This is a genomic window from Pseudomonas versuta (assembly GCF_001294575.1).
In the GTDB taxonomy this organism is placed as follows: Bacteria; Pseudomonadota; Gammaproteobacteria; order Pseudomonadales; family Pseudomonadaceae; genus Aquipseudomonas; species Aquipseudomonas versuta.
The window spans coordinates 5,063,612-5,075,431 of record NZ_CP012676.1 but is presented as its reverse complement, the minus strand read 5'-3'; the positions used below and the strand labels follow the sequence as shown (position 1 = coordinate 5,075,431).

At 55.6% G+C, this 11,820-nt stretch carries 9 protein-coding genes; 1 reads left to right on the top strand and 8 read right to left on the bottom strand.

The annotated features are described in order from the left end of the window. Positions 1 to 3 precede the first annotated feature (3 nt). The 3 genes from AOC04_RS22840 to AOC04_RS22830 form a co-directional block, all read right to left on the bottom strand. Entirely contained in the window at positions 4 to 2,115 is a 2,112-nt protein-coding gene (locus tag AOC04_RS22840; RefSeq protein WP_060696762.1) for a mechanosensitive ion channel family protein, read from the bottom strand. A gap of 291 nt (positions 2,116 to 2,406) precedes the next feature. Next, positions 2,407 to 2,946 (bottom strand): single-stranded DNA-binding protein, encoded by a 540-nt coding sequence (locus tag AOC04_RS22835; RefSeq protein WP_060696761.1) that lies wholly within the window; start codon positions 2,944 to 2,946, stop codon positions 2,407 to 2,409. A 9-nt stretch (positions 2,947 to 2,955) separates the two neighbouring features. Next, positions 2,956 to 4,347 (bottom strand): MFS transporter, encoded by a 1,392-nt coding sequence (locus tag AOC04_RS22830; RefSeq protein WP_060696760.1) that lies wholly within the window; start codon positions 4,345 to 4,347, stop codon positions 2,956 to 2,958. Positions 4,348 to 4,543: 196 nt separating this feature from the next. Between AOC04_RS22830 and uvrA the strand changes: the two genes are divergently transcribed. Then, complete coding sequence (gene uvrA / locus AOC04_RS22825) at positions 4,544 to 7,378, top strand: excinuclease ABC subunit UvrA (protein WP_060696759.1); 2,835 nt, start codon at positions 4,544 to 4,546, stop codon at positions 7,376 to 7,378. Between the two features lie 124 nt (positions 7,379 to 7,502). On the opposite strand, the gene bfr is transcribed toward uvrA, so the two are convergent. From bfr to rpsD, 5 genes are all read right to left on the bottom strand, one after another. Continuing rightward, the gene (gene bfr, locus AOC04_RS22820; protein ID WP_060696758.1) at positions 7,503 to 7,967 is read right to left on the bottom strand and encodes a bacterioferritin; all 465 of its coding nucleotides are present in this window, start codon (positions 7,965 to 7,967) and stop codon (positions 7,503 to 7,505) included. Positions 7,968 to 8,122: 155 nt separating this feature from the next. Beyond that, complete coding sequence (locus tag AOC04_RS22815) at positions 8,123 to 9,571, bottom strand: catalase (RefSeq protein ID WP_060696757.1); 1,449 nt, start codon at positions 9,569 to 9,571, stop codon at positions 8,123 to 8,125. 169 nt (positions 9,572 to 9,740) lie between these two features. Continuing rightward, complete coding sequence (rplQ, locus tag AOC04_RS22810; protein WP_003444357.1) at positions 9,741 to 10,127, bottom strand: 50S ribosomal protein L17; 387 nt, start codon at positions 10,125 to 10,127, stop codon at positions 9,741 to 9,743. A 42-nt stretch (positions 10,128 to 10,169) separates the two neighbouring features. After that, positions 10,170 to 11,171 (bottom strand): DNA-directed RNA polymerase subunit alpha, encoded by a 1,002-nt coding sequence (locus AOC04_RS22805; RefSeq protein ID WP_003176403.1) that lies wholly within the window; start codon positions 11,169 to 11,171, stop codon positions 10,170 to 10,172. Positions 11,172 to 11,193: 22 nt separating this feature from the next. Then, a complete protein-coding gene (rpsD, locus tag AOC04_RS22800) occupies positions 11,194 to 11,814 on the bottom strand; it encodes a 30S ribosomal protein S4 (protein WP_003444359.1) in 621 nt (206 codons plus the stop codon). Between the last annotated feature and the right edge of the window lie 6 nt (positions 11,815 to 11,820).

Sequence of the window (11,820 nt, the reverse complement as noted above, 5' to 3'; positions counted from 1 at the left end):
GCTTCACTGCGACTGCGATGGTAGGTCGGTGAGCAACAACCTGGAGGACTGCTGCCCTGCAGCCGGCGCCGGTTCACTGATTTCACGCACGGGCATCAGGAACCCCTGTGGATAATGTTGCGCAAAGTGGACATCGTCACACTTATCCACAAGCTTTTTGAGCCGGTCATTGAAGGCACGACTGATTGAGCTCTGTGCCCCGGACATGGTTCTGAATTGCGCGGTAATCGTCACCCCATCCAGATTCATGCTGTCGACCCCGAAAATGGTCAGTGAGCCTTGCAGACTGAGACTGAGCAAAGAGTCGTCACTGATCTGGCTACCGGCTTCACGGATCAAATCAGTGGCTTTATCGGTATCCGTGTCGTAGGTGAACTGGACCGAGAAAAATGCGTACGCAAACTGCCGGGAATGGTTGATCACCGCCTTGATCTGGCCAAAGGGAACCGAATGCACAAAGCCGCGCGAGTCTCGCAGGCGCAAGGTGCGAATGGTCAAGCCTTCAACGGTACCTGCATGACTGGAATCGATAACCACCCAATCGCCGACCGAAATCGTGTCCTCAATAATGATGAACAGGCCCGTAATGACGTCTTGTACCAGCTGTTGAGAACCAAAGCCGATTGCCAGACCGATGACGCCGGCGCCGGCAAGGAATGGGGCGACGTTGACACCCAGGTTGGCCATGGTAGTGATGGTGCAGACCACCACCAGAACGACTTTTATTGCATTGCGCATCAGCGGCAGGATGGTTTTGATTCGAGTGCTCGGCTCGCGGGTGCCATGCCTGGTAACAGAAGGTTCCAGCGCTTGCTGGATGGCAGTATCGAGTACCACCCACGCGAGCCATGTCACCAGCAGGATCAACAGGATGCGCCCCAGCGAATCGCTGATGACTTTGCCGGTATTGCTGTCTGAAGCAAACGCCAGCAGGGAAAAACCCCAGATTTGTGACAGCAGCTCGATCACAGTGATAGCCAGAGCAATACGCAGCAATGCGTAAACCACATTCAAAAAACGTTCTCGATAAATACTGGTACGCCGGGTACGGGTACGAAATGAGTGATGCAAAATCGTACTTAAAAAGACGGTGCCGATGATCAACGCTGACGTCAGCAGCGCACCGCGCAACGCGCGCTCACTGCCCTCGCCGATCCCCAGCAAGTTGAGCGCTGTGACTACCAGCATTAGCAGAATCGGCCAGTACCAGAGCGCCGAGAAGATACGCAACGACTCCTGCAATGCAGGCTGTCCAATACGCTGCGCCAGCGCACGATCCCGAATCAGGTGCGCCACAGGCCGGCGTAACCGAATGGAGAGAAAGGCGAAAATGGTGCACGCCACGAGCCCGGTAAAAACCGACAGACAGCTCGCAATGTTTTCGCCAATTTGCAGGGCAATTTGCGAGCTGTCCATTCCGTCGCTGAGCGCGGCAAAAAAGCCGATCAGGAACAGTGGCCGCCGGGAATACTTGCGAATGATCTGAACGGCAATCCGCTTGTGCCCTACTTCAAACATCGAGCTGAGTGCCAGCACCAGCGCTACACAGAACACCCCGGCACTGCCCGCATACGTCAGGCTCATCCCCAGTGAGCGGCCAACGGTGTCTTGCAGAAAACGACTGGCATACAAGGTCAGCAGCAGCGTCAGCACTGCGGGTAACAGGTACTGCACCATATAACCGACCAGTGTTTGTATACGCGGCCGGGTTCTGAGCAGACGGGTCTCGTTCAGGTATCGCGCCAGCAAACCTCCCGACAGCATCAACCCGAAAAAAGCCCCGAACCAGATGGCTGACAACAGGAGGAAGTCCCCCACGCCGTTCCACGAAGGATGTGCTGATGACTGCTCGACCAATTCACCGACTTCATCAACAGCCTCTTCGGAGCGCAAACGCCAGGTATCGAGCAGTTGCATGCTCAGACCGAGCCGACTCTGAACCTCATCCATACCCGCCCCCAAGGCACCGAGCAGGCCACCATTGACCAGCACCGGTGGTTTTCCATCCGACTCCTCTGCCTTGATGACCGAGGCCAGTGTGGGTGCCGCCTGGAGCAGGCCATTGCCTGAAAGCAACAGGATGAGAAGTACAATCGCTGTTTTGAAATTGAACAAACCCGGGGGTCCTCCTGGACATCTTTGACAGTACCGATGACGTTCGCTAATTGACTCATCGGTACTTGGGAACAGTACAGCTTAGTCAATGAAGCGCCGGGCGCTTCAGTAATACACGGACACAGGATTGGACTACCAGGAGCTGAGCGGGTGCCATTTTTTGACCGGGCGGGTATCACCAAAGCTACCGTCACGGGATGTGCCATCTGGCGCATGGGCCAAAAAAAAGCCCGTTGCTGAATCAGCGACGGGCCTTTCGGGGTTCTGAGCGTGTAGCCCGAAGGCTGTACTCTAGAACGGGATATCGTCATCAAAGCTGTCGAAATCCGGTGCTGGCTGGGGTGCCTGCTGCTGCGGAGCTGGACGCGACTGCTGCTGTTGAGGCTGCTGTTGCTGTTGCGGTGCAGGACGTTGAGCCTGTTGACGCGGAGCAGACTGCTGTTGCTGGTAGTTGTTACCACCGCCCTGGTTTTGTTGGTCGCCTTGTGGACGCCCACCCAGCAGTTGCATGGTGCCTTGCATGTCGACCACGATTTCGGTGGTGTAACGCTTGATACCGTCTTTTTCCCACTCACGGGTTTGCAACTTGCCTTCGATGTAAACCTGCGAACCCTTGCGCAGGTATTCGCCGGCGATCTCGGCAACTTTGCCGAACATCGATACGCGGTGCCATTCAGTCTTTTCGACTTTCTGGCCGGTTTGCTTGTCTGTCCACTGTTCGCTGGTTGCCAGACTCAGGTTGGTCACGGCATTACCGTTAGGCAAGTAGCGAACTTCGGGATCCTGGCCGCACGTGCCGACCAATATAACTTTGTTAACCCCACGGGCCATAACGTTCTCCTAGGCTTCGCACATCGGCGCTGGGTTAACCAACTGCTCGAGTGTCGCGCGATCCAATAGTTCGGTGTCCAATTTGATATAAATGGCAGCTTCTTGCGCTACCACCACTGCATCTGTAACGCCTGTAATAGCCTTTAAACGCTCGGCCAGGCCTGCTTCGCGAAGCGCTTCAGGCGATAGCGGCAAGCGCAGGCTTGTCACATAAGGCGGTTCGCGCATGGTAACAGCAAAGGCCAGCCAGAGTGCAGCCAGACCTGCGCATCCAAGGAACACAACCGACAAGCCGCCATGCTGAAATAACCAGCCGCCGAGTATGCCGCCCAGTGCTGAACCGAGGAACTGGCTGGTGGAATAAACCCCCATCGCCGTACCCTTGCCGCCCGCCGGAGACACCTTGCTGATCAACGAAGGCAATGAAGCTTCCAGCAGGTTGAAGGCGGTAAAGAACACCACAGTCCCCACCACCAATGCTCGCAAGCTGTCGCCGAACTTCCAGAAGAATAGCTCAGTGAGCATCAACGTCACGACGGCGCCGAGCAAAACTCGTTTCATTTTGCGTTTCTTTTCGCCGTAGATGATGAACGGAATCATGGCGAAGAAAGAAATCAGCAAGGCGGTCAGGTACACCCACCAATGTTGCTCTTTGGGCAGCCCGGCCTTTTCCACCAGCGCTAGCGGCAATGCGATGAAACTGGACATCAGCATGGCGTGCAAAACGAAAATCCCCAGGTCCAGACGCAGCAGGTCGGGGTGACGCAAGGTCGGAAGCAATGCCTGCCTGGCCACACCCGACTCGCGATGCTGCAAGGTACCGGTTGAGCGCGGCACCATGAACATGACGATGACTATTCCTACAAGCGCCATTGCGCCAGTGGCCAGGAACAGGCCTGACAAACCAAAAGCACGGGTTAGCAGCGGACCTACTACCATCGCTACAGCAAACGACAAGCCAATGGTCATGCCGATCATGGCCATGGCTTTGGTGCGGTGCTGTTCGCGAGTGAGGTCTGAAAGCAACGCCATCACGGCAGCAGAAATTGCGCCAGCGCCCTGCAGGACCCGACCGGCAATGACGCCCCAGATCGAGTCCGAGTTCGCTGCCAGTACGCTACCGAGAGCGAAGACAATCAAACCCAGGTAAATAACCGGACGACGACCAATGCGGTCAGAAATAACCCCGAAAGGGATCTGAAAAATTGCCTGTGTCAGGCCGTAGGCGCCTATTGCCAGGCCTATCAGGGCAGGCGTCGCACCGGCGAGGTCCATCCCATAGGTCGCCAAAACCGGCAACACCATAAACATGCCAAGCATACGGAAGGCGAACACAAGTGCCAGACCGCTTGCTGCCCGGGTCTCGCTACCACTCATGCGGTCGCTGTGGGGATCGTGCATGGAATAACCTCATGTGAACCGGCGGCGATTCTACCAGTCCCATCGAGTAACAGCACACACACGAGCGAGGCGCGACGCTTTGTCACGTAAAAGTTATAAAGGCTCTTAATACCAACTTGCCATTAAGAGCCTGCACAGCTTTCGTACAGATCCGTATACTCATTCGTTTACGTTATGCCCGCCAAGCGAGGCCGCAGTGGACAAGATCCTGATACGTGGGGCACGAACCCACAACCTGAAGAACATCGACCTGACCCTGCCAAGGGACAAACTGATCGTCATCACCGGACTGTCTGGCTCCGGCAAATCATCCTTGGCCTTTGATACGTTGTACGCAGAAGGCCAGCGCCGCTATGTCGAGTCGCTGTCGGCCTATGCACGCCAGTTCCTGTCGATGATGGAAAAGCCTGACGTTGATACCATCGAAGGTCTGTCGCCGGCGATATCCATCGAACAAAAATCGACGTCGCATAACCCGCGCTCCACTGTCGGTACCATCACCGAAATTTACGACTACCTGCGTTTGCTGTATGCCCGTGTCGGCATCCCCCGCTGCCCCGATCACGACATCCCGCTCGAAGCGCAGACCGTCAGCCAAATGGTCGACCTGGTACTGGCGCAGCCTGAAGGCAGCAAGCTGATGCTTCTGGCGCCAGTGATCCGCGAGCGCAAGGGTGAACACCTTTCGGTTTTTGAAGAACTGCGCGCTCAAGGTTTCGTGCGGGCCCGGGTCAACGGCAGACTCTGCGAGCTGGATGAGCTGCCCAAGCTCGACAAGCAGAAGAAGCACACTATCGATGTGGTGGTTGACCGCTTCAAGGTTCGCCCCGATCTGCAGCAACGCCTGGCCGAATCCTTTGAGACCGCGCTGAAGCTGGCCGACGGTATTGCACTGGTTGCGCCGATGGATGATGAGCCGGGCGAAGAGATGATCTTCTCCGCGCGCTTCGCCTGCCCGATCTGCGGCCATGCGATCAGCGAACTTGAGCCCAAGCTGTTTTCCTTCAACAACCCAGCCGGGGCATGCCCGACCTGTGACGGGCTGGGGGTTAAGCAGTTTTTCGACATTAAACGCCTGGTCAATGGCGAGCTGACACTGGCCGAAGGCGCCATACGCGGCTGGGACCGGCGCAACGTTTATTACTTCCAGATGCTCGGGGCGCTGGCCAAACACTACGACTTCAGCCTGGAAGTGCCCTTCGGCGAACTGCCGGCTGACAAGCAAAAAGTCATTTTGTATGGCAGCGGTACCCACAACGTTGATTTCCGCTATCTGAATGATCGCGGCGATATCGTCAAGCGCTCGCACCCGTTTGAGGGCATCGTGCCGAACCTGGAGCGCCGCTATCGCGAAACCGAATCGGCTACCGTGCGCGAAGAGCTGGCCAAGTTCTTGAGCACCCAGTCCTGCCCGGATTGCCGTGGTACGCGCCTGCGTCGCGAAGCCCGTCACGTGTGGGTTGGCGAGAAAACCCTGCCGGCTGTAACCAATATGCCTATTGGGGATGCGACCGAGTATTTCAGCACCCTGAGCCTGACCGGGCGCCGGGGCGAAATCGCAGACAAAATTCTTAAGGAAATTCGCGAACGCCTGCAGTTTTTGGTCAACGTGGGGCTCGATTATCTGTCGCTGGATCGCAGCGCCGACACCCTGTCTGGCGGTGAGGCGCAGCGTATCCGTCTGGCCAGCCAGATCGGCGCAGGTCTAGTCGGGGTGCTGTACATCCTCGACGAACCCTCCATCGGCCTGCATCAGCGCGATAACGACCGTTTGCTCGGCACCCTTAAACATCTGCGTGACATCGGCAACACCGTGATTGTGGTGGAGCATGACGAGGATGCGATTCGCCTGGCGGACTATGTCGTTGATATCGGCCCGGGCGCCGGGGTACATGGCGGCCACATCGTCGCGCAAGGTACGCCGGCGGAGGTAATGGCTCATCCTGATTCATTGACCGGTAAATACCTGTCCGGGCGTGTGAAAATTCCCGTTCCGGCCAAGCGTACGCCTCGCAACAAGAAGATGACGCTGACGCTCAAGGGCGCTCGCGGCAACAACTTGCGTAATGTAGATCTGGAAATCCCTCTGGGACTTTTGACCTGCGTGACCGGGGTTTCGGGTTCAGGCAAGTCGACACTGATCAACAACACGCTCTACCCGCTCAGCGCCACTGCCCTCAATGGTGCGACCACGCTGGAGGCCGCAGCTCACGACAGCATCAAAGGTCTTGAGCACCTGGACAAGGTAGTCGACATCGACCAGAGCCCTATTGGTCGTACGCCTCGTTCCAACCCGGCCACATACACCGGCCTGTTCACACCAATACGCGAGTTGTTTTCCGGCGTACCTGAATCCCGCTCGCGGGGGTACGGCCCGGGTCGTTTCTCCTTCAACGTGAAGGGCGGACGCTGCGAGGCGTGTCAGGGGGATGGCCTGATCAAGGTGGAAATGCACTTTCTGCCCGACATCTACGTGCCTTGCGATGTGTGCAAGAGCAAGCGTTATAACCGTGAAACCCTTGAGATCAAATACAAGGGCAAGAGCATTCACGAAGTGCTGGAAATGACGATCGAAGAAGCCCGTGTGTTCTTCGACGCGGTGCCTGCACTGGCGCGTAAGCTGCAAACGCTGATGGATGTAGGCCTGTCGTACATCAAGCTGGGGCAGTCCGCCACGACGCTGTCAGGCGGTGAAGCGCAACGGGTCAAACTGTCTCGCGAGCTGTCCAAGCGCGATACTGGCAAGACCCTGTATATCCTTGATGAGCCGACAACAGGTTTGCACTTTGCTGACATCCAGCAACTGCTGGATGTGCTGCATCGACTACGCGACCACGGCAACACCGTGGTGGTGATCGAGCACAACCTTGACGTGATCAAAACTGCTGACTGGCTGGTGGATCTAGGACCCGAAGGCGGGTCTAAAGGTGGTCAGATCATTGCAGTCGGCACGCCGGAAGACGTGGCTGAAATGACGCAGTCTCATACCGGCTTCTATCTGAAACCGTTGCTGATTCGCGACAGGGATTAAGCCTGACGCATGAAAAAAAGCCCCTGCCATTGTGAGATGGCAGGGGCTTTTTTATGCGTCAGACTTTTGCTCGCGATCTTTTAACGGCTCGCGAGCAAACTCGCGCCTACAGATCCAGGGTCAGTCAGAACTGCGATTGCAGGTAATTCTGCAAGCCGACCGTCTTGATCAGGCCCAGCTGCTTTTCCAGCCAGTAGGTATGATCTTCTTCTGTGTCTGCCAGCTGAACGCGCAAGATGTCGCGGCTCACGTAATCCTTGTGCTGTTCACACAGCGCGATGCCCTTGCAGAGCGCAGCACGGACCTTGTATTCAAGACGAAGGTCGGCCGCAAACATCTCAGGCACCGTGGTCCCGACATCCAGGTCGTCCGCACGCATACGCGGAGTACCTTCTAGCATCAGAATCCGACGCATCAACGCATCAGCGTGTTGTGTCTCTTCTTCCATTTCGTGGTTGATGCGTTCGTATAGCTTGGTAAAGCCCCAGTCCTCGTACATACGGGAATGGACAAAGTATTGGTCACGTGCAGCCAGCTCGCCGGTAAGCAACGTGTTGAGGTAATCGATTACGTCCGGGTGCCCTTGCATCGCCGCACATCTCCCTGCTTGAAAGTCTGTAGTTTGAACCAAGCTGACCGGGAGGTCACGGCTCAATCGCAATAAAATCCCGTATCTGTAGAGATAATAGGCCTAAAAAACGCAAAAACCGCCCAATTGAGGGCGGTTCTGCTTCTCACTTAGACTTACTTAGCCTTTACACCCAGTGCTTTGGCGACACCGTGACCATAAGCCTGATCGGCATTGTAGAAATGTTGCAACTGGCGCTGCACTACGTCGTCCGATACCCCGGCCATGGCACCTGCGATGTTATCTATCAACAGAGCTTTCTGCTCATCAGTCATCAGGCGGAACAGCGCACCGGCGTGGCTGTAGTAATCACTGTCAACGCGATGATCGTAACGATCCGCTGCACCACTGAGCGCCAAAGGCGGCTCAGCGTACTGAGGCGCCTGCTTAGGGGCATCGGTGTAGCTATTAGGCTCGTAGTTCGGTGCCGCACCGCCATTGTTGCCAAAAGCCATCGAACCATCACGCTGGTAGTTATGCACAGGTACCCGTGGCGCATTGATAGGCAGATGCTGGTGGTTGGTGCCTACACGGTAACGATGGGCATCAGCGTAAGCGAACACACGGCCTTGCAGCATGCGGTCAGGCGATAGACCAACACCCGGAATCATATTGCTTGGACCGAATGCTGCCTGTTCGACCTCGGCAAAATAGTTAAGCGGGTTACGATTCAATTCCAGCTCGCCAATTTCAATCAGCGGGAACTCTTTTTGCGACCAGGTCTTGGTCACGTCGAACGGGTTTTCGTAATGGGTGGAAGCCTGGGCTTCAGTCATGACTTGCATGCATACGCGCCATTTCGGGAAGTCGCCTCGCTCAATGGCATCAAAAAGGTCGCGCTGCGCGTAGTCCGGATCAGTACCTGCAAGACGCTCGGCTTCTGCTGGCGGCAGGTTCTTGATGCCTTGCTTGGTTTTATAGTGCCATTTGACCCAGTGACGCTCGCCAGCCGCGTTGATCAGGCTGTAGGTATGGCTGCCGAAACCGTGCATGTGACGGTAGCCATCAGGGATGCCACGATCAGAGAACAGGATGGTGACCTGGTGCAGTGACTCAGGCGAATGCGACCAAAAGTCCCACATCATCTGTGCGCTTTTCAGGTTGCTTTGCGGAAGACGCTTTTGGGTGTGGATAAAGTCAGGAAACTTCAACGGATCCCGAATAAAGAAAACCGGGGTGTTGTTACCCACGATGTCCCAGTTGCCTTCTTCGGTATAGAACTTGAGCGCAAAACCACGCGGATCACGCGCAGTGTCTGCCGAGCCGCGCTCGCCACCTACGGTTGAGAAACGCAGGAAGGTCGGGGTCTGCTTGCCAATGGTGTCGAACAGCTTCGCACTGCTGTACTGAGCCATGTCACGGTTAACGGTGAAGGTACCGTGGGCACCCGAACCCTTGGCGTGAACACGACGCTCCGGAATGTTTTCACGGTTGAAATGAGCAAGCTTTTCGAGCAGATGAAAATCATCGAGCAACAACGGGCCGCGAGGGCCAGCAGAACGAGAATTCTGGTTGTCAGCAACTGGAGCGCCGCTGGCGGTCGTTAGCGTTTTGGTCTGGCTCATGCTTTTGCTTCCTCAGTCTTTGTACTGCCGGCTAATCGGCTGAGGAGGAGTATTGATCATGAACTCTACACGGGCAAATACATTAATTGATCACGATCAATAGAAAACGATAATCATACAGACACAAAAAACCGGGCACTAGGCCCGGTTCTTTGTAGAGACTGACGTCTTACTCAGCGGATACAGCTTCACCGCCAACTGGACGATCAACCAACTCGACGTACGCCATAGGCGCGTTGTCGCCAGCACGGAAACCGCACTTGAGGATGCGCAGGTAGCCACCCTCACGAGTTGCATAACGCTTGCCCAGATCGTTGAACAGCTTACCAACGATGGCTTTCGAACGCGTACGGTCGAAGGCCAGACGGCGGTTAGCCAGACAATCATTCTTGGCCAGAGTAATCAGCGGCTCAGCAACGCGACGCAATTCTTTGGCTTTCGGCAGAGTCGTTTTGATCAGCTCGTGCTCAAACAACGACACTGCCATGTTTTGAAACATAGCCTTGCGGTGGGAGCTAGTGCGGCTCAGGTGACGACCACTTTTACGATGACGCATGGTTCATTCCTTACCAAACACAACGTTCGGTGATTACGACGATCAGGCAGTCGCCTTGTCGTCCTTCTTAAGACTTGCAGGCGGCCAGTTGTCGAGGCGCATGCCGAGGGACAGACCACGGGAGGCCAGAACGTCCTTGATTTCAGTCAAGGATTTCTTGCCCAGGTTCGGAGTCTTCAACAGTTCTACTTCGGTGCGCTGAATCAGGTCACCGATGTAGTAAATGTTCTCCGCCTTAAGGCAGTTGGCCGAACGCACGGTCAGTTCCAGATCGTCAACCGGACGAAGCAGGATCGGATCGATCTCGTCTTCCTGTTCGATAACCACTGGTTCGCTGTCACCTTTGAGGTCGACGAATGCAGCCAACTGCTGTTGCAGGATGGTTGCAGCACGACGAATAGCCTCTTCAGGATCCAGTGTACCGTTGGTCTCCAGATCAATAACCAGCTTGTCCAGGTTAGTACGCTGCTCGACACGGGCGTTTTCCACCACGTATGCGATACGGCGAACCGGGCTGAACGAAGAGTCAAGCTGCAAGCGACCAATGCTGCGGCTTTCATCTTCATCGCTCTGACGCGAGTCTGCTGGTTCATAACCACGACCACGAGCTACGGTGAGCTTCATGTTCAAGGCGCCGTTAGACGCCAGGTTGGCGATTACGTGATCGGGATTAACGATCTCGACATCATGATCCAGCTGAATATCGGCAGCGGTAACCACCCCCGAACCCTTCTTCGACAAGGTCAGCGTAACTTCGTCACGGCCGTGCAGCTTGATAGCCAGACCTTTAAGGTTCAACAGGATTTCAATTACGTCTTCCTGTACACCTTCGATGGCGCTGTACTCGTGGAGCACACCATCAATCTCGGCCTCGACTACTGCACAGCCTGGCATTGAGGACAACAGGATGCGTCGCAGCGCGTTGCCCAGGGTGTGGCCAAAACCACGCTCGAGAGGCTCGAGTGTGATTTTAGCGCGGGTTGGACTGACAACTTGCACATCAATATGGCGAGGTGTCAGGAACTCATTTACCGAAATCTGCATGGATGCACCTATTTTCTAGCCCTTACTTGGAGTAGAGCTCGACAATCAGGCTTTCGTTGATGTCGGCGGACAGATCACTGCGAGCAGGAACGTTCTTGAAAACGCCCGACTTCTTCTCAGTGTCTACTTCTACCCATTCTACGCGGCCACGTTGGGCACACAGATCGAGAGCTTGGACAATGCGAAGCTGGTTCTTTGCTTTCTCGCGGATAGCGACCACGTCACCAGCACGTACCTGGTAGGACGGAACGTTAACGGTCTGACCGTTTACGCTGATCGACTTGTGCGATACCAACTGACGGGATTCGGCACGAGTAGAGCCGAAACCCATACGGTATACGACGTTATCCAGGCGGCATTCGAGCAGTTGCAACAGGTTTTCGCCAGTTGCACCTTTTTTGCCAGCAGCTTGTTTGTAGTAGCCGCTGAACTGACGCTCGAGAACGCCGTAGATACGACGGACCTTCTGCTTTTCACGCAGTTGGGTACCGTAGTCGGATTGGCGACCGCGGCGTTGGCCGTGGATGCCTGGAGCAGCTTCAATATTGCACTTCGATTCGATAGCGCGCACACCACTCTTCAAGAAGAGATCGGTGCCTTCACGACGTGCCAGTTTGCATTTTGGACCAATGTAACGAGCCATTCTTTA

Excerpts from the sequence above, each read along its gene's own strand:
- AOC04_RS22835 (WP_060696761.1), bottom strand. The coding sequence starts at position 2,946 with ATGGCCCGTGGGGTTAACAAAGTTATATTGGTCGGCACGTGCGGCCAG.
- AOC04_RS22830 (WP_060696760.1), bottom strand. The coding sequence starts at position 4,347 with ATGCACGATCCCCACAGCGACCGCATGAGTGGTAGCGAGACCCGGGCA.
- bfr (WP_060696758.1), bottom strand. The coding sequence starts at position 7,967 with ATGCAAGGGCACCCGGACGTAATCGATTACCTCAACACGTTGCTTACC.
- AOC04_RS22815 (WP_060696757.1), bottom strand. The coding sequence starts at position 9,571 with ATGAGCCAGACCAAAACGCTAACGACCGCCAGCGGCGCTCCAGTTGCT.
- rplQ (WP_003444357.1), bottom strand. The coding sequence starts at position 10,127 with ATGCGTCATCGTAAAAGTGGTCGTCACCTGAGCCGCACTAGCTCCCAC.
- AOC04_RS22805 (WP_003176403.1), bottom strand. The coding sequence starts at position 11,171 with ATGCAGATTTCGGTAAATGAGTTCCTGACACCTCGCCATATTGATGTG.
- rpsD (WP_003444359.1), bottom strand. The coding sequence starts at position 11,814 with ATGGCTCGTTACATTGGTCCAAAATGCAAACTGGCACGTCGTGAAGGC.